The sequence below is a fragment of the Faecalimonas nexilis genome, from assembly GCF_059731825.1.
The window spans coordinates 1,657,628-1,680,088 of sequence record NZ_AP029189.1 but is presented as its reverse complement, the minus strand read 5'-3'; the positions used below and the strand labels follow the sequence as shown (position 1 = coordinate 1,680,088).

At 41.0% G+C, this 22,461-nt stretch carries 25 protein-coding genes; all 25 read right to left on the bottom strand.

The features are described from left to right. Positions 1-5 precede the first annotated feature (5 nt). The 25 genes from AC6I5B_RS08385 to AC6I5B_RS08265 all read right to left on the bottom strand — a co-directional run bounded on the left by AC6I5B_RS08385 (position 6) and on the right by AC6I5B_RS08265 (position 22,452). Entirely contained in the window at positions 6-1,541 is a 1,536-nt protein-coding gene (locus tag AC6I5B_RS08385) for an FtsW/RodA/SpoVE family cell cycle protein (RefSeq protein WP_022250392.1), read from the bottom strand. Between the two features lie 8 nt (positions 1,542-1,549). Beyond that, complete coding sequence (locus AC6I5B_RS08380; RefSeq protein ID WP_497773730.1) at positions 1,550-3,922, bottom strand: U32 family peptidase; 2,373 nt, start codon at positions 3,920-3,922, stop codon at positions 1,550-1,552. Between the two features lie 40 nt (positions 3,923-3,962). Next, a complete protein-coding gene (locus AC6I5B_RS08375; protein ID WP_004613774.1) occupies positions 3,963-4,373 on the bottom strand; it encodes a cell division protein ZapA in 411 nt (136 codons plus the stop codon). A gap of 68 nt (positions 4,374-4,441) precedes the next feature. Then, positions 4,442-5,443, bottom strand: coding sequence for a Holliday junction branch migration DNA helicase RuvB (gene ruvB / locus AC6I5B_RS08370; protein ID WP_022250394.1), 1,002 nt, complete (start codon positions 5,441-5,443; stop codon positions 4,442-4,444). An 18-nt stretch (positions 5,444-5,461) separates the two neighbouring features. Continuing rightward, complete coding sequence (gene ruvA, locus AC6I5B_RS08365; protein WP_004613776.1) at positions 5,462-6,073, bottom strand: Holliday junction branch migration protein RuvA; 612 nt, start codon at positions 6,071-6,073, stop codon at positions 5,462-5,464. A 10-nt stretch (positions 6,074-6,083) separates the two neighbouring features. Beyond that, on the bottom strand, positions 6,084-6,575 hold the full coding sequence (locus AC6I5B_RS08360) for a Gx transporter family protein (protein ID WP_044987707.1): 492 nt from the start codon (positions 6,573-6,575) through the stop codon (positions 6,084-6,086). A 10-nt stretch (positions 6,576-6,585) separates the two neighbouring features. Next, a complete protein-coding gene (locus AC6I5B_RS08355) occupies positions 6,586-6,954 on the bottom strand; it encodes a NusG domain II-containing protein (protein WP_118208364.1) in 369 nt (122 codons plus the stop codon). 122 nt (positions 6,955-7,076) lie between these two features. After that, on the bottom strand, positions 7,077-7,526 hold the full coding sequence (locus AC6I5B_RS08350; protein ID WP_004613779.1) for a hypothetical protein: 450 nt from the start codon (positions 7,524-7,526) through the stop codon (positions 7,077-7,079). A gap of 75 nt (positions 7,527-7,601) precedes the next feature. Further along, positions 7,602-8,048 (bottom strand): DUF2752 domain-containing protein, encoded by a 447-nt coding sequence (locus AC6I5B_RS08345; RefSeq protein ID WP_117787176.1) that lies wholly within the window; start codon positions 8,046-8,048, stop codon positions 7,602-7,604. Between the two features lie 46 nt (positions 8,049-8,094). Then, positions 8,095-8,886 carry an RnfABCDGE type electron transport complex subunit B gene (locus tag AC6I5B_RS08340; protein WP_004613781.1) on the bottom strand — a complete coding sequence of 264 codons (792 nt, stop codon included), beginning with the start codon at positions 8,884-8,886 and terminating at the stop codon, positions 8,095-8,097. Between the two features lie 13 nt (positions 8,887-8,899). Then, on the bottom strand, positions 8,900-9,475 hold the full coding sequence (locus AC6I5B_RS08335; RefSeq protein WP_004613782.1) for an electron transport complex protein RnfA: 576 nt from the start codon (positions 9,473-9,475) through the stop codon (positions 8,900-8,902). A 14-nt stretch (positions 9,476-9,489) separates the two neighbouring features. Further along, positions 9,490-10,188 carry an RnfABCDGE type electron transport complex subunit E gene (locus AC6I5B_RS08330; protein WP_004613783.1) on the bottom strand — a complete coding sequence of 233 codons (699 nt, stop codon included), beginning with the start codon at positions 10,186-10,188 and terminating at the stop codon, positions 9,490-9,492. After that, the gene (locus AC6I5B_RS08325; RefSeq protein WP_004613784.1) at positions 10,181-10,789 is read right to left on the bottom strand and encodes an RnfABCDGE type electron transport complex subunit G; all 609 of its coding nucleotides are present in this window, start codon (positions 10,787-10,789) and stop codon (positions 10,181-10,183) included. Before AC6I5B_RS08325 ends, AC6I5B_RS08330 begins: the two co-directional genes overlap by 8 nt. Continuing rightward, positions 10,789-11,718, bottom strand: a complete 930-nt coding sequence (locus AC6I5B_RS08320; RefSeq protein WP_022250398.1) for an RnfABCDGE type electron transport complex subunit D — start codon at positions 11,716-11,718, stop codon at positions 10,789-10,791. The genes AC6I5B_RS08325 and AC6I5B_RS08320 overlap by 1 nt, the downstream gene beginning before the upstream one ends. A 27-nt stretch (positions 11,719-11,745) precedes the next feature. Further along, entirely contained in the window at positions 11,746-13,065 is a 1,320-nt protein-coding gene (rsxC, locus tag AC6I5B_RS08315) for an electron transport complex subunit RsxC (protein WP_497773729.1), read from the bottom strand. A gap of 109 nt (positions 13,066-13,174) precedes the next feature. Beyond that, entirely contained in the window at positions 13,175-14,260 is a 1,086-nt protein-coding gene (gene rpsA / locus AC6I5B_RS08310) for a 30S ribosomal protein S1 (protein ID WP_004613787.1), read from the bottom strand. Then, on the bottom strand, positions 14,241-15,095 hold the full coding sequence (gene ispH, locus AC6I5B_RS08305; RefSeq protein WP_004613788.1) for a 4-hydroxy-3-methylbut-2-enyl diphosphate reductase: 855 nt from the start codon (positions 15,093-15,095) through the stop codon (positions 14,241-14,243). The genes rpsA and ispH overlap by 20 nt, the downstream gene beginning before the upstream one ends. Continuing rightward, complete coding sequence (locus AC6I5B_RS08300; protein WP_071144249.1) at positions 15,085-15,573, bottom strand: VanZ family protein; 489 nt, start codon at positions 15,571-15,573, stop codon at positions 15,085-15,087. Before AC6I5B_RS08300 ends, ispH begins: the two co-directional genes overlap by 11 nt. A gap of 8 nt (positions 15,574-15,581) precedes the next feature. Further along, positions 15,582-16,238, bottom strand: a complete 657-nt coding sequence (cmk, locus tag AC6I5B_RS08295; RefSeq protein ID WP_022250401.1) for a (d)CMP kinase — start codon at positions 16,236-16,238, stop codon at positions 15,582-15,584. Between the two features lie 16 nt (positions 16,239-16,254). Continuing rightward, on the bottom strand, positions 16,255-17,481 hold the full coding sequence (locus AC6I5B_RS08290) for a BaiN/RdsA family NAD(P)/FAD-dependent oxidoreductase (RefSeq protein ID WP_004613792.1): 1,227 nt from the start codon (positions 17,479-17,481) through the stop codon (positions 16,255-16,257). Further along, positions 17,482-18,408, bottom strand: coding sequence for a MurR/RpiR family transcriptional regulator (locus AC6I5B_RS08285; protein WP_004613793.1), 927 nt, complete (start codon positions 18,406-18,408; stop codon positions 17,482-17,484). A 112-nt stretch (positions 18,409-18,520) separates the two neighbouring features. Beyond that, positions 18,521-18,886 (bottom strand): DUF1667 domain-containing protein, encoded by a 366-nt coding sequence (locus AC6I5B_RS08280; protein ID WP_004613795.1) that lies wholly within the window; start codon positions 18,884-18,886, stop codon positions 18,521-18,523. Positions 18,887-18,894: 8 nt separating this feature from the next. Beyond that, positions 18,895-20,157 (bottom strand): NAD(P)/FAD-dependent oxidoreductase, encoded by a 1,263-nt coding sequence (locus AC6I5B_RS08275; protein WP_004613796.1) that lies wholly within the window; start codon positions 20,155-20,157, stop codon positions 18,895-18,897. Positions 20,158-20,174: 17 nt separating this feature from the next. Next, positions 20,175-21,611, bottom strand: coding sequence for an NAD(P)/FAD-dependent oxidoreductase (locus AC6I5B_RS08270; protein ID WP_144166749.1), 1,437 nt, complete (start codon positions 21,609-21,611; stop codon positions 20,175-20,177). 130 nt (positions 21,612-21,741) lie between these two features. Then, on the bottom strand, positions 21,742-22,452 hold the full coding sequence (locus AC6I5B_RS08265; protein WP_004613798.1) for an MIP/aquaporin family protein: 711 nt from the start codon (positions 22,450-22,452) through the stop codon (positions 21,742-21,744). Positions 22,453-22,461 lie beyond the last annotated feature (9 nt).

The following is a 22,461-nucleotide window of genomic DNA, read 5'->3' as shown; positions in this document are numbered from 1 at the left end:
TCACCCTAGCGAATTCTTTGTTTGTTGATTTCTTTTTCTTTGTTCGTTTTTTCTCTTCTCTGCGGCCGTCTTGCTGCATCTTTTTCGCGCTCGTTCTTTTTTTCACCGGCGGTACTTCTTCTCTTGATTGTTGTCCTTTGCGTGTCTTGCGGACTCTTTCGTCTTCCTGTCGTCTCCTGCCGTCTTGTCTGATTTTTCTGTGCTCGTAATTGTTGTTCTTTTCTTCTCTCAATATCTTCTTCCTCGTCTTCTCTTAAAATATACAATCCCTGAATAATTGCAAACATAATCAAAGTGCTCAATACAGAACTTCCTCCATAACTGATCAGAGGAAGTGTCACACCTGTTGACGGAATAAATTTTGTCACACCGCCAATAGTCAGAAATGACTGAAAAATGAAACAAGTTCCAAGTCCCAGTGCCACCAGCTTATAAAAGCGGTTATGAAGCTGCATTGCAATATTCAAAAACATCACATAACAGCTTAGGAAAATTAATATGATGCAAAGCGCAAAAATCAGTCCCATCTCTTCGCAAATTGCTGAGAAAATAAAATCCGTCTCCGCTACCGGAATCGCATCTGCCTTTCCCTGAAACAATCCGGTTCCAAACCAACTCCCTGTTCCAATCGCAAACAAAGACTGTGCCACCTGATATCCACCATTCTGATAAGAAGCGAAAGGATCTTGCCATACGATCACACGGACACGAACGTGGTTAAACAAATAATAAGCCACGACAGACGCTGCCGCTCCCGCGCCAAGGCCGGCAAATACATATAACGGCTGGCTTGTGGCCACATACAGCATAACAAGATACACAATAAAAATAATCAATGCCGCACCCAAATCCTTAGATGCGACCAGAATCAACACATGAAAAGCCGCTAATGCCGTTGTAATCACAATATCTTTAAATGCTCTGGAGTGATAAAAGCTGGATGCAACAAAAAACACAAACAATATCTTTACAAATTCGGAAGGCTGGACTCCAACACCTCCCACCATAAATCCCAGCTTTGCTCCAAATTGTTCAGTTCCCACAACAACAACTGCAGCCAATGCAACAATTCCCACACCACAGTACAGCCATCTCCACTCGGAGAGTTGTTTCACTTTCCGGATGATCACCGGAACTGCCAGACTGATTGCCACACCGCCCGCTGCAATAACACATTGCTTCACCGCCTTATTATAAGACAATCTTGTGATCATGATAAAACCGATTGTCATAAGCATACACATATTATTGACTACAAGGCGTGAAGCCTTTGGATAAATCCATGTATACAGCAGTATGATTGCCAAAAGCAGTACTACCTGTACCGCATAAAATATCAAAATCTTTATTTCTCCGATTTTCAAATACATTCCTGCAAACGCAAGAAAATGTATCATAAACATCAATTTATTCTGGTTCCGCAAAATACGCCGCTTTTTGTCTCCGTCCGCATATCCGAAGACAGTGAAGCATTCGTATGTATACATCGTAATCAAAATGATCATGAGGTATTTCGCACATTCTACTATAATATTTGCCAATTTCTCACCTACTTTATTCCCCTCTTAAAATGTCCTCTTGTAAATTCCATATCTGGTTCTCTTGCTGCCTGATTTTCCAAAAAGACGGCTCGATATAAGTCCAATACTTTCCTTACGTTCTCTTTCTTTTCAACTGTAAACTGGAGACGCATAGCCTTTGGCATCAAGTCCTCAATTTCTTGTTTTTGATCTGTCAGAACGACCGGCAAGGAATTATATATGATATTATAACAATAATCACAATTGTTTTTCACAAAAAACTCTTTTTGGTATCGGTCCTTCATCACAAGTATTCCTTTTTCTTTTCGACATCCTGCTACCGTCTTTGTCACACATTGTGCTGACACCATCATCGGCACATGTCCATAGACGACCAGTTCACTGCTTTCCAGCCCTACTTCTCTTAATTCATTATAATTTAATTCCAGTGGCGCTGTTGTTGCCTCCACCTCTTCTTCCATCCAGAATTTCTTTGCATATCGATTGAATTGATACAGATTATAGTCTGTGACAATGTTGCCTTGGTAGCCATGTGCCTTCAGAAACTGATAACTCTCATAATTTCGTATCAGCACACCATCCCAAGCCGCTTCAAAAATATGGGCATAACAAGCTTCATACTTTACGTTTGCATCTGTCCTGAAAATATGTGGCATTCCAAGATAAATTGTTTTTCCCCGTTCATGCACACTTTGAATCATGTCATTCAGATTCGGATTTTCCCATATGCGCTCCGCAAGATTACAATCCAGATAAATTCTCTGCACAGAAGACTCTTTTAAAACTTCCAAAAGCTGTTCGCTCGTTTCTACAGAAACATAAAAGCAATTGCATTTTGTGTCTGCAGCGACTGATTTTTCCATGTATTTTGGAGCATCAGAACTTTTTCTTCTTGTCTTTTGCAGAATCTGATCTTCCAATGTATCTAATGCTTTCCTTCTAAGTTCATTCAGACTCTGCATCGGCAGGAACACATTCCCCAAAAGCTCTATCTGTAAATGTTCAAATTCAAACTCCGTGTTCCCGGTTTTTCGCATCTGCTTTTCAATTCTTTCTATTTGCATCGGCTGATTCAAAGCCTCCTGTACGGGCTCCCCAGTCAAATCCACTGTACAATCCTGATAGACCACTTCTAGTTTAGCAGGTTCTCCAACAGAAAGTATTAATTTTCCATTGATTTTTTCTTTTACTTTTCTTGATATGATAGTATCATGGATTTTGTTTATCAGACTTTCGTTTCGTGTTCGATTCAAAATCTGCCCTTTTTTCATATTCTGGCGTTTATGAGAATAAAACGTAATTGTCTGCCCCTTCTTTGTACTATCAGAAAATGTATAATTCTCATTCTGTGTCGGAAGCTCCACAACATCTCCTGCATGAATGTCCGTAATTGCTTTTGCCGTCACAGTCTTCCCACTCTGTGAAACTACCTGCAATGCCGGCACTCCCGCGTGGTTCGGTCTGTCTAAGGACAGCATCTTGCGTCCATTTTTTGTGTGATAATAACCGCCATGAGATCCTCCGCGGTTGTATAAATCCATGAGCATCTGTCTGTCTTTGGGATCTATACAAAACGCTTTCTCCCCATGTTCCAAATATTGATCTGTATACTTTCGATACATTGCGGTGACAAGTGCAACGTATTCCGGCTTTTTCATGCGTCCTTCGATTTTAAACGAATCAATTCCCGCTTCCACAAGCTCCGGTATATACTCCAAAGTACAAATATCCTTCAGACTCAGCACATACGAGCTTTCCTTGCTGCCATTTACTTTATACGGCAGTCTGCAAGGCTGTGCACACTGACCGCGATTTCCACTGCGCCCTCCAAGCATACTGCTATATAAGCATTGACCCGAATAGCAATAGCAAAGCGCTCCGTGTACAAAACTTTCAATCTCGACGTCAGTCTTTTCTCTGATATCTTTAATCTCTTCCAGCTGAAGTTCTCTGGCTGTCACAACTCGCTCTACTCCCTGCTCTTCCAAAAAACGGGCGCCGAGCGCATTCGTGATCGTCATCTGTGTACTTGCATGAATCGGCAAATCCGGAAAATGTTCCTTTACAAATTGCAGAACACCGATATCCTGTACAATGACCGCATCCAGCCCTCTCTCATAGTATGGGCGCAAATATTCATAAAATGACTCCCTTAATTCTTTCTCTTTCAAAAGAGTATTTACTGTCAGATAAATCTTTCTTCCGTGCAGATGCACATAATCAATTGCTTCTAATAGTTGTTCTTCGGTCAGGTTGTCAGCATATGCTCTTGCACCAAATCGACTGCCGCCAATATAGACTGCATCTGCTCCTGCCGCAATTGCCGCTTTCATGCTTTCATAAGATCCTGCCGGCGATAAAATTTCAATTTTTCTTTTCATATATTTCCTTATCCCTTAAAAAAGGCTGTCCCATGACAGCCTATTTTTTATGATTCTTCATCTCTGCTTCCAACTTCACAATTTTCATCTGCAGCTGTTGATTTTCATTCTTTTCTTTTTCAAGATCACGCTCCAGATTCTCGAACTTGATCTGTGTAGAAATCAGCTCATGCTTTAAATCATACATTTCCTTATCTTTTTCTTCCACATCACTTTCAAGCGCAATGCTCTGCTTCTTTTCTTTAAAATAATCATCTGCGATATTCAGCGCCAACAAAATATTCCTTGTCTCTGCACTCTGTCTTCCATATCCTTCACTGCTCGCACACTCTGAAATCTTATGATTTAAGTATGTAGATACTTGCTGCAGATATTCTTCGCTCTCAAATCCACTCAATGTAAAAACTTTTCCGTCTATGATAACTTCTGTGTAATTTTTTGAAGATGTCATGGAAACCTCCTTGAAACTTTCCTAATTATCTTTCTATTATAAACCATCTATGAAAAAAAACAACTCTTTTATTCTTTTTCATAATGAATTCCAAGATGATGGTATGCGAATTCTGTGACAACTCTTCCTTTCGGTGTCCGCTGGATAAATCCATTCTTCAGTAAATAGGGCTCATAAACATCCTCTATTGTCCCTGAATCTTCTCCAATAGATGCCGCCAGTGTGTCAAGCCCCACCGGGCCTCCCTGAAATTTTTCTATAATTGTAAGAAGAATATTCCGGTCAATGTGGTCAAGCCCATATCTGTCCACCTCCAGTAAATCCAGTGCATACATCGCCACCTCTTCCGTAATGACGCCATCATACTTCACCTGTGCGAAATCCCGCACTCGCTTTAAAAGTCGATTGGCAAGACGTGGTGTTCCTCTAGATCTTTTCGCCATCTCCAGCGCACCATTCGGTTCGATCTCAACGCCTAAAACATCTGCTGAACGCATAATAATCGTCTGCAGTTCCTTTTCTGTATAAAATTCCAGACGATTGACCACACCAAACCGATCTCGCAGCGGCGCTGTGAGCATACCGGCTCTTGTTGTCGCTCCCACCAAGGTAAACTTCGGAAGATCCAAACGGATGGAACGTGCACTTGCTCCCTTACCGATCATAATATCAATCGCATAGTCTTCCATCGCAGGATAGAGTACTTCCTCCACCTGTCTGTTTAAACGATGTATCTCATCTACAAAAAGGACGTCTCCTTCCTGAAGATTGTTTAAAATAGCTGCAATCTCCCCCGGCTTTTCAATCGCCGGTCCCGAGGTGACTTTTAAATTCACATTCATCTCATTTGCAATAATTCCCGCCAATGTAGTCTTTCCAAGCCCCGGAGGTCCATAAAAAAGAACATGATCCAAAGATTCTTTTCTGGATTTTGCCGCCTCAATATAAATTTTTAATGTTTGCTTGGCCTTCTCCTGACCAATATAATCAGATAACAGCTGTGGGCGAAGATGATTTTCTATCTTTACATCTTCTTCCAGATTTTCTGTTGTAATAATTCTCTTTCCCATTTTCATTCTCCGCCTTTGTTAAAACATCATGTACTTCAGCGCTTGTTTCAGTACATCTTCCACAGTAGTCTCCTCTGTGACTGTCACTTTTTTCACAGCTTTCATAGATTCTGTACTTCCATATCCAAGGGCAGTCAGTGCTTGAACTGCCTCTGCCTGTACTTCATTCGCAGTATCTGCCACACCTGCATATTCAACTGTCTCCGAATTTTTTTCCAAGATGTCTTCCACACTCAGTTTATCTTTCAATTCAATAATAAGTTTTTCCGCCGTTTTCTTTCCGATTCCCGGCGCCGCCGAGATCGCTTTCGCGTCATTCGCCAGCACGGCAAATCTCAAATCATCCGGACTCAGCTGAGACAGAATGCTCAATCCGCCTTTCGGACCGATACCACTTACACCGATCACCAGTTTAAAAATCTTTAAATCGTCTCTCGTCAAAAATCCAAATAATTGCATCGCATCTTCACGTACATTCAAATAGGTGTGAATCTTCACTTCCTCGCCAATCGGCGGGAGCATTCCCATAGATTGCCCCGGCATAAAAATTCCATATCCTATTCCATTCACATCTACAATAATCTTATCTTCTTCAATTGCAGAAAGTTCTCCTCTTATATACGAAATCATATTTCCTCCATTACATTTCTATTCTGTTCAATCTTTTTAACATCTCACCAGAGATGATACCAATCAAAATTCCTGTCACAAGCCCCGATATAAGTAAAACCGGAAGATAATATCCAATGCTCAAACTCTCCAATACAAGAGCAGCCATGATTAACTGGCCAACATTGTGAAAAACGCCTCCCATCGCACTGATTCCAAGCAAACTGAACGCTTTTGTCCTTTTTAAAGCGACCATCACCGTCAGACTGAGAAGTCCGCCGGCCAAACTATACACAATGCTAAATAAATTACCAAATAAAAAACCTGATAAAATCACCCGCACAACTGCCAAAGTATAAGCCTCTTTGATTCCCATCTTATATAAAACGACTACAACCACAAGATTCGCCAGACCAAGCTTCACCCCAGGTATTCCGACTTGAATCGGTATCAGTGTCTCCACATAGCTGAAAATCAATGCAAGTGCGATAAATACTCCGAAATATGCTGCCTTTGATTTCAAAACGTGCCTCCTAATTTGCAACCGAATCCATCTCTGCCTCTTCTCCTGTTCCTGTAGTAATCTCAATCACCACCTTATTTGGCAGACAAACAATCGTCTCTTTGTTTTTCGAAATTGCTTTATGATGTACGCAAATCTGATCCGGACAATTAGCTTCCTTCATCTTTACTTCTCGATCCTCAATGACAAATGTATTCGTATCGTTAATTTGCACTTCCGTGTTATCCGACAGACTGTAAGTCCCTTTCACTTTTCCATCAACAGTCACTACCACTTTTCCAACGCTCTCTCTTCCGAATCTCATATATAAAAGCAAGCAGGAAGCCGCCACACACACAACAACCAGAATCAATACAATATCACTTTTCTTTATCTTCATTGTTTTTGTTCCTTTCTTTCCGTCTATTTTAGCATATCACATTCTTTTATGCAACCACACGTTCGATTTCATACTTTCTTTTGCGAAAAAACAGGACTACCGAAAATAGTCCTGTCCACATTTTAATAATATCCGTAATATCCGCTTCCACTGATCATATTGAATATCATTGCTCCAAAGAAAATGAATACAATGATACCAAGCACAGTAGTAATTGCCCAATAAATCAAGTATGCTCTACAATAGTTTTTACGGTTTTCATTCTCGTTTTTTCCAAACGCCCATACAAAATATAAAATAATTCCAGCACAAGGAATTAAAAGAGCTAACAATGTAATCAGCCAATCTCCCATTGACATTACGCTTTTGTCCGGTTGATTATACTGATTCGATCCATTCTGATTATCGTATCCATTTGGCTGGTATTCGTTATTTCCATATGAATACTGATAATTTTGATTCATGTTTTCGTTCGAGTTTGAATACTCTGAATTTGTACTTTCCTCGTTCTGAGGAGCCGGCTGTGTTGACTGTGTTTCTTCCTGTGGTGCATTTTCATAGTTATTTTCCATAGTGTGCCTCCTTATCAGATTTATACATTGATATCATACCATATTTTCGCTGCGCTCACAATTTATTTTAATACTTTATCGAAAAAAAGTACTCAACAAATTATTTCGGTAATATGACATCGGCGGCTCTCCCGGAAACAAAAATATCATACGGTACACATAAAAGCAAAGCATTGCAATGACAACTACAAGCGCATACTTTACAAACACCTTTTGACTCCGCTTCAGGATATATCGATAAACACAAAAAAGAACCAGTAATGCTGCAATTACATAGATAAAAGGGTGAATCTGAAACGCTTCCTTAAACTCACCTCTTAAAAGTGCTATTCCTGCCCTCGTAAGTCCACAACCCGGGCAGGGAAATCCAGTAATTGCTACCCAGATACAACTGACCGGAAATACTATGCGATTCAATCCCAAATAAACTGCAATGAGCAAAATCGCAATTCTCATATTTTTAATATCCTGCCAAAGCAAAGCAGCTGCCTCTTTCAAAATTGTTTTCACAGAACGTTTCATTTCTCTTCCTCTCAAAAAGGTTCAGCCGTAAGCTGAACCTTGATATTTACATAATGATTTTCTTTGGACATTTTTCTGCACACAGACCGCAGTTCGTACATTTTTCAGGGTCAATATGTGCGATATTATCTTCCACAACAATAGCATCAGACGGACAAACTTTCTGACACATTTTACATCCGATACAACCAACCTTACAGACAGACAGTACATCTTTTCCTTTGTCCTTCGAGCTGCACTGCACTAAATGCTTCTGTTCATATGGTACTAACTCAACCAAATGTTTCGGACAGGCTGCAACACATTTTCCACATGCCTTACAAGCGTCTTTATCTACGACCGCAACGCCGTCAACAATGTGAATCGCATCAAATGGACATGCCTTTACACAGCTTCCAAACCCAAGGCAGCCATAATTACAAGACTTCGGACCTCCATTTTGTATGAAATCCATCATTTTACAATCTTCAATTCCATAATATTCATAATCCTGATTTGCCTTATCACAAGTACCTGCACATTTTACAAATGCAGTCATACGTACCTGTTCTCCTGCTTCCTGTCCCATAATTTCACCAATCTTTGCCGCAACCGGAGCACCGCCGACCGGACATCCTCCAATTTCTGCTTCCCCTGCAACGATTGCAGCGGCAAGTCCTGAACAGCCTGCATATCCACATCCACCACAGTTGTTTCCAGGAAGTACGCCTGTGATTGCCTCTTCTCTTTCATCTACCTCAACTGCAAATTTTTTGCCTGCAATTCCTAAGAAGGCGCCGATGAACAAGCCAGTACCGCCCACAATGACTGCAGCTATTATAATCCCTGTTACACTCATCTTTTCGTCCTCCTTAAATCAGTCCTGAAAATCCGAAAAACGCAATCGCCATCAGTCCTGCTGTAACAAGAACAATCGGCGTCCCCTGAAATGATGGGGAAACATCATTGTTTTCCGTTTTTTCACGAATACCTGCCATAATTACAATAGATACCGTAAACCCAACAGCAATTGCAAATCCATTCACAACACCTTCCAAAATACTGTAAGATTTTTGAACGTTGGTCAGGGCAACACCAAGCACTGCACAGTTTGTCGTGATCAGCGGAAGATATACACCAAGCGCTTTGTAAAGAGAAGGCATTGATTTTTTCAAGAACATCTCCACAAACTGTACCAAAGCTGCAATTACAAGAATAAATACAATGGTCTGTAAATATTCAAAATGTGTTGGCACTAAAATAAATTTATAAATCAAGCTTGTAAAAAATGATGCGATCGTAATAACGAAAATAACCGCGCCCCCCATACCACTTGCTGTCTCTACTTTCTTCGATACACCAAGGAATGGGCAGATTCCTAAGAATTGGCTAAGTACAACATTATTCACAAATGCGGAACCAATTGCTATAATAAGTAATTCTTTCATTTCCTGTACTCCTCCTATTCTTCATTTCCTGTTGGAAATATTCTGCCTCCACATGAACTGTTTCCACATGAAGCACAGCCTTCACCACATCCGGTTTTCACTGTTTCTTTTCCTTTGTTTGCTGCATTTCTCTTCACTTTATTTTGAATTGCAACAAGCCCTGCCAGAACAAAAAATGCCCCAGGAGCCAAAATAAAAATAGTCACAGGTTCATAGGAAGACGGCATAATCTGTTTCCCAAAAATCTGTCCTGCCCCGATTACTTCACGGACAATTCCGATACTCGTCAGTCCAATCGTAAATCCAAGTCCCATACCGATTCCATCAAAGATAGATGGAAGAACCGGATTCTTAGAGGCATAGCTTTCTGCACGTCCTAAGATGATACAGTTTACGACAATCAATGGAATATAAAGTCCAAGTGAGTCATAAAGACTCGGAATGAACCCTTCCAAAAGAAACTGTACAATTGTAACAAAAGATGCAACGACAACGATAAATGCCGGCATTCTAACCGAATCCGGAATAATTTTACGAAGCATAGAAATGAGCATATTTGACATCACCAAAACGACCGTTGTCGTCAGACCCATTCCCACACCATTGATTGCAGATGTTGTAACAGCCAATGTAGGACACATTCCCAACATCAAAACGAAGGTAGGATTTTCTTTTACCAGACCATTGTAAAGTCTTTCCACACATTTATTCATTTGCACTACCTCCTATTACATGATTAAAATATGCAAGTCCTGCATTTACTGCGTTTGTCACCGCATTTGAAGTGATTGTAGCTCCGCTGAGCGCATCGATTTCTTCGTCTGAGCTTGCACCTGTTTTTGTAACTGTGAAAGCTTCCACAGTTTTTCCGACATACTGATCACGGAATTTCGCCTCAGTCGCTTTCATTCCAAGTCCCGCTGTCTCGCTGATACTTAAAATTTCCACGCCTTCCACAACTCCGTCATTTCCGATTCCGACCGAAATCTGAATATCTCCACCATATCCTTCACTGGATGTCGTCGTCACGACATAGCCGATTGTCTCACCCGACTTATCTTTTGCTTCTGCAACTCCATTTACCGTACATCCTGAAATATCTTTCACTGCTTTTGCCGCTTCTTTCTCATCAAAATCAGCGTAGTCTGCAAAGCTATCCGCTTCTTTTAAAACTGCTTTGTACGCTTCTTGTCTTGCTTTCTCCTGAGATGCCGCGATTGGATCTTTTGTAATCTCATAGACCATTCCCAGCAACAAACCGGAAATCAACGTTATCGCAGTAAGAATCAATGTGTTTTTAATAATTTTATTCATTATTTTTCTCCTCCTTTACCAAACGGTTTTGGAAGAGTAACCTTCTCGATCAATGGTACTAAAAGGTTACTAAAGATGATCGCATAAGACACACCTTCTGCCGAACCGCCAAATAAACGGAACAAACCAGTTAGCAATCCAAGACAGACACCATATACAATCTGTCCCTTTTTTGTAATCGGCGACGTCACATAATCCGTTGCCATGAACCAGGCTCCAAGCATCAGACCTCCACCGCAAAGATGTGCCGTGATATACTGTGGGTCTAGTCCATGTCCGCCAAACAAGATAATAAAAATAACAAATGTCACAATATATGTACCTGGAATTCTAAGGTCAATCACCCCCATTAAAAGAAGGAAAATAGCCCCGATCATAATCGCAATTACAGATGTCTCACCAATCGTACCTGCAGTATTTCCAATCAGCATATCAAATGTGTTTACACTTTCGCCTGCTTTTAACTGTGCAAGCGGAGTCGCACCGGATACACCGTCATATACAAATGTTGTCATTCTTCCTGTAAACGAAATCAGCAGGAAGCATCTCGCGCCAAGCGCCGGGTTCATAAAATTCTGTCCCAATCCGCCAAACAGTTGCTTTACAACTAAAATAGCAAACACGCTTCCGAGTACGCACATCCACCAAGGTGCTGTCGGCGGCAAGTTCAGTGCCAGCAGAAGTCCTGTCACTACCGCACTAAAATCCTGGATAGTCACCTTTTTATGCATTAATTTTTGATAAAGATATTCTGTCAGCACCGCTGTTCCTGTTGTTATTAACACTACACCTAGCGCTGATAATCCAAAGTTATATACACCGAATATAGTTGTCGGCAACAAGGCAATTGTTACCAACATCATAATATTGCTCGTAGTAACCTTGGAACGTATATGTGGTGAAGACGATATATTAAACTGTTCACTCACCTTAGTTCACCTCTTCCTTTATTTTTCTTATTTTTTTCTTCTGTTTGCGAGTGCAATTTTTCTCATGGAACCAATTGCCTGCTTCAACTGACGCTTTGCCGGACAGACATAACTACATGAACCACATTCTACACATTCAAGTCCTTCCCATTTCGTAAATGCCTCTTCATTATGATGTTCTGCAAAATCAGCCAGTCTTGACGGTATAATACGGCTCGGGCAGACTTCTACACAACGTCCGCAATTAATACATGCGCTCGGCTCATTTGCAGCAACTTCATCTTTTGTCAGACAAAGAATAGAGGATGAAGTCTTGGTGATCGGAGTATCCAGCGTAAACATGGCAAATCCCATCATTGGTCCCCCCGAAATCACTTTTTCCGGCTCATCCAAAAATCCTCCCGCAGCCTCTACAAGTTCTCTTTGATTTGTTCCAAACAGCACTTTAAAGTTGCCAGGAGCTTTAACGCCATCTCCGCTGACCGTTACGATACGTTCCATAACCGGTCTTTCATCTATCACTGCATAGTGAATTCCAATCAATGTCTCAACATTGTCTACTACACATCCTGCGTCTGCCGGAAGCATACTGGAATTAATGGCTCTTCCTGTTGTTGCAAAAATAAGCTGACGTTCTGCACCTTGTGGATACTTTGTTTTCAGCGCAAGGACTTCCATACGAGGCTCATCTTTTGTAAGTTCCTTTAATTTTGCAATACAATCTGGTTTATTATCTTCCACTCCAAAGATTCCTTTTGCATTGTCAAACAGCTTTAATACTACCTTCATTCCACTGACAAGTTCTTCCGGATTCTCAAGCATTCTTCGATAATCTGCAGTGATATACGGCTCACACTCGGCACAGTTTGCTATCACATATTCAATTTTTTCAGGTTCTTTTGGAGAAAGTTTTACTTTTGTCGGGAAACCTGCACCACCCATACCAACAATTCCGGCTTCGCCGATCAAATTTGAAATTTCTTCTTTTGTAAGCTCATCAAGTGGTTTCGACGGAGTATATTCTACTTCTTGATACTCTCCGTCATTTTCTACAACAATACAGTTCACTTTTGAACCTGTTGGATTAAAATGTGGCTCAATTGCTTTCACTGTTCCCGATACCGAAGCATGTATCGGAGCAGAAACAAAGCCCCCTGCTTCCGCAATTTTTTGTCCCTTCAGCACATGGTCTCCTACTGACACAATCGGACTTGCCGGTGCACCAATATGCTGGGAAAGCGGATAAATCAAATCTCCCTTCGGCATCACTGTAACAATCGCCTTGTCTTTTGCAAGACTTTTCCCATCATTCGGATGGATACCGCCTTTGAATGTTAGTAATCCCATTCGCACATTCCTTCCTTTCATTTTTTGACATTTTTTTCACATAAACACATGCAAATAAATAGAGACTACAAGTAGTCTCTATTTATACATTATTCATTTACTGATATCCTTATTCTGCTGTCTCTTCTTCTGCTTCAACTGTCTCAGGCTCAAGTGCTTTCATGCTCAAGCTGATCTTTTTCTCTGCTTCGTTCAAATCAACTACTTTTGCTGTAATTTCCTGACCTACTGACAATGCATCTGAAGGTTTTTCAACATGTGCTCTCGAAATCTGAGATACATGTAATAATGCATCTACACCTGGAGCCAATTCTACAAATGCACCGAAATCTGTCATTCTTGCAACTTTTCCTGTCACTTCTTTTCCTACTGCAAAATCTGTGGCAGCATTTGCCCATGGATTTGTCTCTGGGAATTTTAAGCTCAATGCAACTTTTGTATCGTTAATATCTTTCACAAGAACTTTTACAGTATCTCCAACCTGGAATACTTTTTTCGGGTTCTCTACTCTTCCCCATGACATTTCAGAAATGTGAAGTAATCCATCTACTCCGCCAAGGTCGATGAATGCACCAAAATCTGTAACATTCTTCACTGTACCTTCCACAACATCTCCGACTTTTAATTTTGCAAATAATTCTTTCTGTAATTCTGCTTTTTCAGCTACTAAAAGTTGTCTTCTGTCACCGATCACACGGTTTCTTCTTGGATTGAATTCGCTGATAACAAATTCAATCTCCTGACCTTGATATTTGCTAAGATCTTTTTCGTAAGTGTCAGACACTAAACTTGCAGGAATAAATACTCTTGCTTCATCAACAACAACACTTAATCCTCCTCCAAGAATCTGAGCTACTGTCGCTTTCAATACTTCTTTGTTCTCAAAAGCTTCTTTTAATCTTTCATTTCCTTTTTCTGCTGCTAATCTCTTATATGTTAACAACACTTGTCCTTCGCCGTCATTTACTTTCAATACTTTTGCTGTCATTGTATCACCTACAGATACAATTGTAGTCAAATCAACATTTGGTTCGTTTGTATACTCACTGCGAGTAATGATACCGTCTGCTTTGTAGCCTATATTCAAGATGATCTCATCTGGTTTCACATCAATGACAGTTCCATCTACAACCTCTCCATTACGTATTGTTTTAAAAGACTCTTCTAACATTTGTTCAAAAGTTAATTCTGACATTATTTTGAACCTCCTCAATTATATTCTTGGGCGTTGATGCCCCAGCTGTAATACCTACCGTTTTTACCGACTTTAATTGATTCATATTCAAATCGTCAAGTGTCTGTATATAGTACGTATTGTTACATGCTTTATCACATATTTCAAATAGCTTTTGCGTGTTGGAACTATGTTTATCTCCAATTACGATCATAGCATCCACTTTTCTTGCAATCTGATCAGCTTCTTCCTGCCTTTCCTTCGTTGCACTGCAAATTGTATTTAAAACACTTATATCATAACTCTTTTTAGAAATAATTTCAACTAAATATTTGAATTTATTGTAATTAAATGTCGTCTGAGATACAACACACACTTTTACATCAGAGGAAACATGAAATTTTTGTGCATCTTCCACTGTTTTAATCACTGTGACGTCATTTTCTGCCCATCCTTTGATTCCCTGCACCTCCGGATGTGACTCATCACCTATGATTACAATATGCTTTCCTTCCATACTCTCTTTTTCAACAATACGGTGAATCTTTTTTACAAACGGACAGGTTGCATCTACACAGCTCAGCCCCCGTTCCTCTAAAATTTTATAAATTTCTTTCGCGACACCATGAGAGCGAATGATCACCACACCACTTTGCAGCTGCATCAGTTCCTCCTGTGTATAAATCACCTCAACACCCTTGCTTCGCATATCTTTGACGACCTCTTCATTGTGGATGATCGGACCATAAGTATATATCTTCACATCGCTTCGTTTTTGAGCCTGTTCATACACCGTCTCCACAGCTCTTTTTACCCCAAAACAAAATCCTGCTGTTTTTGCAAGTCTAACTTCCATCTTTTTTCCTCTTTCTTATCAGGTATAATATGATTGCCGACAGAACCGCTCCGATCAATCCACCGCAGCTGTCTAAGATCACATCTGTAATCTGCCCGCTCCTTCCCGGCACAAATAACTGATGAATCTCATCTGTCACTGCATACAGAGCAGTACTTAGCGCACTCATTCCCACTATCTGTTTTATCTTTCTGCTCTTCTTTTTATAGTTCACAAAAAACAATACACTAAGCGCTGCATATTCACATGCATGGGCACTTTTTCTCACTGCAAAATCGATCTTCTTTGCAAATGCATCTTGTTTCGTGTCGCTCCACTCTTCAAATTCCGGTACCACCACTCTCCCGATCATTTTTCCTACCGAGGTGCTCATCTTTGCAGACTGTACCGCTGGTTTCGCTGAAAAAAAGAAAATCAGTCCCATCCAGAAAATGAGCAGGATAAAAAGCAGCATCCTCTTTCCGTCTTGCCTTGTCATAAACACCTCTATTTGCAAAGATTTTTGATTGCTTCTACCACTTCATCAATACTCATATCGGAACTGTCGATCAACACAGCATCTTCCGCCTGTCTCAATGGAGCAGTTTCGCGGTTCATATCTCTTGTATCTCGTTCTTCGATATCACGAGCAATATCTTCAAGGCTACACTCCTGTCCTTTGTCTGACAGCTCCAGATATCTTCTGTTCGCCCTTGTCTGCACGCTTGCAGTCAAGTATACTTTGACCTCTGCATTCGGCAGCACATTTGTACCGATATCCCTTCCGTCCATGACAACATCTTTTGTTCTTGCCATCTCTCTTTGTAATTCTAAAAGTTGTGCCCGTACTTCCGGAATTGCCGATGTGACGGAAGCCATATTTCCGACAGCTTCTTCCCGCAGAAAACCAGTCACATTCTCACCATTCAAATACACCTGCTGTACGCCGTTCTCATACTGCAGAGTCACTTCCGCATGCTTGCATGCTTCCGCAATCTTTTCTGTGTCATCTGTGCCAAGCCCCTGATTGAGAAAATAGATTGCAAGCGCCCGGTACATTGCCCCGGTATCTACATATACATATCCCAACTCTTTCGCCACTCTTTTTGCTATTGTACTTTTTCCCGCACCAGCTGGTCCGTCAATTGCTATATTATATCCCATTCTTTCTCCTCCTGCTTTAAAAAATGCTGCTTCCCGCTGCATACGCTGTCGACCATGCAATCTGTAAATTAAATCCACCTGTCAGCGCATCCAGATCCAATACTTCCCCCACAAAATAAAGTCCGCTCACCAGTTTTGACTCCATTGTAGAAGGATTGATCTCTTTCACCTTCACTCCGCCCTTTGTGATGATCGCTTCGTTGAAATCTCTCAGCCTTGTGATAGTCCACGTAAAATTTTTCATCAAATGCACAAATTGGTGACGCTCTTCTTTCGAGATCAGATTCACCTTTTTTTCAACATCAATACCGCTTAACTTAAGCATCACCGGGAGCAGTTTTCCCGGAAACAGCTTGGTAACAGCATTTTTAAACTGCTTATTCTTATTCTCTTCAAAGTCTCTGAGCACTCTTTGGTCCAGCTGTTCAAAAGACAATGCCGGCTTCAAATCAATAACCAATTTCAGTTCACTTCTTTTCAACTGTTTTCCGATATAACTGCTCGCGCTGAGCATCAAAGGTCCGCTCACTCCATAATGCGTAAACAGCATCTCACCAAAATCTTCATACAACTTTTTCTTTCCATCATATATCGCTGCAGTCACATTCCGAAGCGACAACCCCTGAAGTTCTTTTACGTAGGTTTCTTTAAGCTCCAACGGGACAAGCGCCGGCATAATATCAGTAACTTGATGTCCTGTTTCTTCTGCAAAACGATATCCGTCTCCCGTCGATCCGGTCGTCTGATAAGAAAATCCACCTGTCGCAACAATACATGCGTCTCCCGTAATCTTTTTCCCATCCTTCGTTTCCAAGTATTCAAATCGGCCCTCGCCGACAACCCTTTTCACTTCTGTATGCAGATGAATCGAAACGCCAAGCTGATGTAATTCTTTTGTCAATGCGCCGATGACATCCGACGAGTGATCTGACACCGGAAACACTCTATTCCCACGCTCAACCTTTGTTCTCACACCGATTCTTTCAAAAAATTCAATCACATTCTGATTGTCATAACCGTAAAAACTACTGTATAAAAATTTAGGGTTTGTCACCACAGAGGCAAACAAAGTATCCATATCACTTGCATTTGTAATATTACAGCGCCCTTTTCCTGTGATAAACAGCTTCTTTCCAAGTTTTTCGTTCTTTTCAAAAATATGAACTTCATTTCCATTATAAGCGGCAAAAATTGCGGCAAACATTCCTGCCGCACCGCCTCCTATCACAAGTACTTTACTCATCTACGTTTCCTCATTTTCTTTAAAATTAAGCGACACCGAATCGTCTACCTGATTCAATTCATCGCTGCTGTATACCTGATATTCATCCCAGATTTGTTCCAGTGTCTCAAGGGTGGCAATGACGTCTTTCTGTTTTTTCATGCATAATGCCACCACAAGTGCGTTCACAACACTTAACGGAGCAACCAGCGAATCTACAATAGATGCCATATCGCTTCTCGCAATCAGATTGCAGGATGAATATAATGTCATTGGAGAATGTACACTGTCTGTCAGTGTGATCACCTTTGCTTTCCGGTTGCTCGCAAATTCCAGCGCCTTCAACGTACGCATTGAATATCGCGGAAAACTGATGCCGATAATCACATCCTCCGCCCCGATCCGTATAAGCTGTTCAAAAATCTCGCTTGAGCTGTTTGTGTGAACCGATGTCACATTATCGAAAATCAAATTCAGATAAAAACTCAGAAAATTAGCCAGCGGTGCACAACTTCGAATTCCCACCACATATATACGTTTTGCATTCAAAATAGTGTCCACGGCAAGCTCAAATGCATTCTGATCCATATTGGCAAGTGTAAGCTTGATTTTTTCAATATCCGACTGAAGAACCGATGCCAGAATTTCCGACTGACTGATCCGACCATACGTCACTTCCATGCGCTGAATCGAATTTAATTTATTCCGCACAAGCTCTTCTAGTGCTTTCTGAAATCCCGGATACCCTTGATACCCCAACTGCGTTGCAAATCTGACAACAGTAGACTCACTGACCCCCACCACTTTCCCAAGTTTTGCTGCGGTAAGAAATACTGCTTTGTCATAATTTTTCAAAATATAATCTGCCAGCAGTTTTTGTCCTTTACTCATCTGTTCATAATTTTTATCTATTTTATTTAACAATTCATTTGCGTTTTTATTATTCACAATTTGCCTCCGGTATCTTACTATCAATATGCGAATTCATTATACACGACTTATATTTTTTATTCAAGACGTAATCAGGGACGAAGCAAAAACTCCGTCCCTGACTTTATTTCTATTTCTGATTCACATTTGCAGTTGCAACAATGTCTACCCCTGTTTCAGCTACATCTTTCACTAATATGTCTCCGATTTTTATCGGTGCTTTCGCCACAACATCTTTCAAGTCCCGCACCACATCAAAAATTTTCCCCTTTGGAATATCGCTTTTTGTTTTTACGGAGACCGACACTTTATCCCCTCCGCTTACCCGCACACTGCTTGTCACAATCCGCATAGGATTCGTTACTTCTTTCTCCGCATACACCTTTCCTCTTGGGCAAGTATTTCCTGTCACATTTTTTACTTCTTTTCCTTCCAATTCCACCGAAATCATACATCCCAAAGGACATCCGATACAAATCAATTCTCTTTTTTCCATCCTTATCACTACTCCTTTTCAACCTTTATGGTTATTTTCTTCAGATCCGGATATTGGCTCAACTGCTCTTTTGTAAGTTTGATCTCTTCCATTTCACCAGGCGCTACAACCGGACGTTTTCTTCTCATAATACGTTCCCCATCAAAATATGTACTGATATAACAATTTTTGAACACGCCTCCGACACGAAAACGAACCGTCAGTTTCTCATCCATATTTTCCGGACGGATATATTTCGGAACTGTATATCGAACACCATCTTCCGGTACAAGATCAATTTTCTTGTCAGCGGCTGCCAGCTCGCCCTTGATGTATTTCACTGCGTTTTTCCCTGCCATAGCAGCCTCTTCTGACACGAAGTCGACAAGATCATGTACATGAAGTACATTTCCGCATGCAAAAACACCTTCCATACTTGTCTCAAGGCTCTCGTTTACTACCGGTCCGGAAGTCACTCGTTCCATATCGATATCAAGTCCTCTTGAAAGTTCATTTTCCGGGATAAGTCCAACTGACAGCAACAATGTATCACATGGAATATATTCTTCTGTCCCTTTGATCGGTTTGCCTTTTTCATCTACCTGAGCAAGTGTGACACCTTTGACTCTCTCTTTTCCGTCAATATCAATAACCGTATGGCTTAATTTCAAAGGAATTCCATAATCATCCAGACATTGCACAATATTTCTTTTCAGCCCGCCGGAATATGGCATTAACTCTGCAACCACTTTCACATGAGCCCCTTCCAGCGTCATTCTTCTTGCCATAATAAGTCCAATATCGCCGGAGCCCAATATCACAACTTCTCTTCCCGGCAAATATCCTTCCATATTAACTAGTCTTTGCGCCGTTCCTGCAGAAAAAATTCCAGCCGGACGATACCCCGGAATATTTAGCGCACCTCGAGGACGTTCGCGGCATCCCATTGCCAAAATAATTGCTTTTGCCTGAATCTCAAACAGCCCTTCCTCTCGGTTCATCGCTGTGACAACCTTATCTTTTGAAATATCCATCACCATCGTATTAAGTTCATATGTAATTCCAAGTTCTTCCACTTTTTCTATGAATCTTCCTGCATACTCAGGTCCTGTTAACTCTTCTTTAAATGTATGAAGTCCAAATCCGTTATGAATACACTGATTTAAAATACCACCAAGTTCCTTGTCTCTTTCTAAAATTAAGATGCTGTCAATTCCGTGTTCCTTTGCAGAAGCCGCAGCAGCAAGTCCTGCCGGTCCTCCTCCTACAATCACAATATCATATGATTTCATGTATATGCCTCCTCTTTCTACAGATGATCTTTATTGATTCCTACGATAATTTTTGATTCGCCGCCTGATTTTGTCACTTCCGCCATATCAATTCCAAGTTCGCGCGAAAGAATTTCCATCGTTTTCGGTGAGCAAAAGCCCGACTGGCAACGTCCCATTCCTGCTCTTGTCCGACGTTTCACACCATCTAATGAACGTGCTCCCAAAGGACGCTGAATTGCGTCAATAATTTCTCCTTCTGTCACCGTTTCACATCTGCAGATAATGTTTCCGTATGTTGGATTTTCTTTAATCAATGCCGCCCGTTCTTCCTTCGAAAGTGTCTGCGGATTCAAGACACCTTTTCTCTGTGCCACGAATTTTTCATTTACCGGAAGCTGCAGTGCATCTTTCACCATAGTTGCAACCATCACTCCAATTGCAGGAGCACTTGTAAGTCCCGGTGATTCAATTCCTGCTGCATCAAAGAAGTTTTTCGCATCCCTTGCCTCTCCGATTGTAAAGTCTCCTTTACTCTCGCGAGCTCTCAATCCTGCAAAAGAAGTGATCACCTGGCGCATCGGAAGATTTGCAACAGATTCTCCTGCTTTTTCCATCAGGAAATCAATTCCTTCCTGTCTCACATTGTTTGCTTCTTTGTCTTCTACATCCATAGCTGTCGGTCCTATAATCAGATTACCATGTACTGTCGGAGATACCAATACTCCCTTTCCCAATTCATTTGGCAATGGAAAAATTGTCCTGCTTACATGATTTCCCGCCGTCTTATCTAACAGGCAGTAATCCCCTCGTCTCGCCACGATTTTCAGCTTATCTTCGGATACCATATTATGAATTTCATCAGCATAGACACCAGCAGCATTCACAACCGCTTTTGTCTCAAATGTTCCTTTCGACGTCTCGACAAGATAACCGTTCTCCGTCTTACTAATGTTCTCTACACTTGTGTTCAGTTTAAATTCCACGCCATTTTCAACTGCATTTTCCGCAAAGGCGATCGTCATATTAAACGGACATACAATTCCGGATGTCGGTGCATAGAGTGCAGCAACAACCTGATCTGTAAGATTTGGTTCCATCTCATGCGCTTCTTCTTTATTTAGGATACGAAGCCCTTTCACGCCATTTTTGACACCCTTGTCAAGCAGTTCCTGTAACTTTGGTTTATCCTCCTCACGCACGCAGACAACAAACGCTCCTGTTTGTTTAAACGGAAAATCTAATTCTTTTGACAATTGTTCCATCATTAGATTTCCTTCCACATTCAGCTTCGCCTTCAGTGTTCCCGGCTTTGCATCAAATCCGGCATGCGCAATCGCACTGTTCGCCTTCGATGTTCCGTTACATACATCTTCATCCTTTTCAATCACACAGGCATTCACCTGATACTTTGATAATTCTCTTGCAATTGCGCAGCCTACAACACCTGCACCTACAATCATAATATCATACATTTTTCTATCTCCTTTTTAATTATAATTTACTTAAAATAAGACAGAGTCAGGCAAAGACCCGGGCACTACCCGATTCTAAAACGCCTGACTCTTTTCTCCTATCGTTTGCGGTATTCAATTTTTCTTATCTTTACCATGGAATTGCTCCATACAAAAGCACTGCCACAATCGCACCGATAATCGGTCCTACCAATGGAACAATTGCATATCCCCAATTAGAAGATCCTTTTCCTTTAATCGGCAGTATAGCGTGTGCCAAACGAGGTCCGATATCACGTGCCGGATTGATGGCATATCCTGTAAGCCCACCTAGTGACATACCAACTGATACAATAATTCCAAATACTAAGAATTTATCCAATCCACCTGCAATTCCATCCACGTTTGCGATTCCTTTGATAGCAAACACTAATACGAATGTTCCGATTGCTTCGCTCAAAATATTTAGTGGAAGATTCGGAACTGATGGACTTGTAGAAAATGCTCCTAATTTTGCAGCAGGTTCCGGTGTCGCATCGAACTGTTCTTTGAATAAAATATATACCAGACAGGCGCCTACAAACGCACCTGCAAACTGAGCAATAATATATCCTGGTACCAATGCCCAGTCAAAGCTTCCATCAATCGCCAGTGCCAGCGTGAGCGCCGGATTAAAAGATGCACCGGAAGCCGCTCCAAAAATATAAGCTGGTATCATAACTGCAAGACCCCAGGCAAATGTGATCTGAATCGAACCCGCACCTTTCATTCCGGATTTATTCAATGTTACATTGGCTACAACACCATCTCCAAGTAAGATCAGCATCATTGTTCCTAAAAATTCAGCTATATATGGTAACATATAAAGATC

Excerpts from the sequence above, each read along its gene's own strand:
- AC6I5B_RS08380 (WP_497773730.1), bottom strand. The coding sequence starts at position 3,922 with ATGAAAAGAAAAATTGAAATTTTATCGCCGGCAGGATCTTATGAAAGC.
- AC6I5B_RS08375 (WP_004613774.1), bottom strand. The coding sequence starts at position 4,373 with ATGACATCTTCAAAAAATTACACAGAAGTTATCATAGACGGAAAAGTT.
- ruvB (WP_022250394.1), bottom strand. The coding sequence starts at position 5,443 with ATGGGAAAGAGAATTATTACAACAGAAAATCTGGAAGAAGATGTAAAG.
- ruvA (WP_004613776.1), bottom strand. The coding sequence starts at position 6,073 with ATGATTTCGTATATAAGAGGAGAACTTTCTGCAATTGAAGAAGATAAG.
- AC6I5B_RS08355 (WP_118208364.1), bottom strand. The coding sequence starts at position 6,954 with ATGAAGATAAAGAAAAGTGATATTGTATTGATTCTGGTTGTTGTGTGT.
- AC6I5B_RS08350 (WP_004613779.1), bottom strand. The coding sequence starts at position 7,526 with ATGGAAAATAACTATGAAAATGCACCACAGGAAGAAACACAGTCAACA.
- AC6I5B_RS08345 (WP_117787176.1), bottom strand. The coding sequence starts at position 8,048 with ATGAAACGTTCTGTGAAAACAATTTTGAAAGAGGCAGCTGCTTTGCTT.
- AC6I5B_RS08340 (WP_004613781.1), bottom strand. The coding sequence starts at position 8,886 with ATGAGTGTAACAGGGATTATAATAGCTGCAGTCATTGTGGGCGGTACT.
- AC6I5B_RS08335 (WP_004613782.1), bottom strand. The coding sequence starts at position 9,475 with ATGAAAGAATTACTTATTATAGCAATTGGTTCCGCATTTGTGAATAAT.
- AC6I5B_RS08330 (WP_004613783.1), bottom strand. The coding sequence starts at position 10,188 with ATGAATAAATGTGTGGAAAGACTTTACAATGGTCTGGTAAAAGAAAAT.
- AC6I5B_RS08325 (WP_004613784.1), bottom strand. The coding sequence starts at position 10,789 with ATGAATAAAATTATTAAAAACACATTGATTCTTACTGCGATAACGTTG.
- rsxC (WP_497773729.1), bottom strand. The coding sequence starts at position 13,065 with ATGGGATTACTAACATTCAAAGGCGGTATCCATCCGAATGATGGGAAA.
- rpsA (WP_004613787.1), bottom strand. The coding sequence starts at position 14,260 with ATGTCAGAATTAACTTTTGAACAAATGTTAGAAGAGTCTTTTAAAACA.
- ispH (WP_004613788.1), bottom strand. The coding sequence starts at position 15,095 with ATGGAAGTTAGACTTGCAAAAACAGCAGGATTTTGTTTTGGGGTAAAA.
- AC6I5B_RS08300 (WP_071144249.1), bottom strand. The coding sequence starts at position 15,573 with ATGACAAGGCAAGACGGAAAGAGGATGCTGCTTTTTATCCTGCTCATT.
- cmk (WP_022250401.1), bottom strand. The coding sequence starts at position 16,238 with ATGGGATATAATATAGCAATTGACGGACCAGCTGGTGCGGGAAAAAGT.
- AC6I5B_RS08290 (WP_004613792.1), bottom strand. The coding sequence starts at position 17,481 with ATGAGTAAAGTACTTGTGATAGGAGGCGGTGCGGCAGGAATGTTTGCC.
- AC6I5B_RS08280 (WP_004613795.1), bottom strand. The coding sequence starts at position 18,886 with ATGGAAAAAAGAGAATTGATTTGTATCGGATGTCCTTTGGGATGTATG.
- AC6I5B_RS08275 (WP_004613796.1), bottom strand. The coding sequence starts at position 20,157 with ATGAAATCATATGATATTGTGATTGTAGGAGGAGGACCGGCAGGACTT.
- AC6I5B_RS08270 (WP_144166749.1), bottom strand. The coding sequence starts at position 21,611 with ATGTATGATATTATGATTGTAGGTGCAGGTGTTGTAGGCTGCGCAATT.
- AC6I5B_RS08265 (WP_004613798.1), bottom strand. The coding sequence starts at position 22,452 with ATGTTACCATATATAGCTGAATTTTTAGGAACAATGATGCTGATCTTA.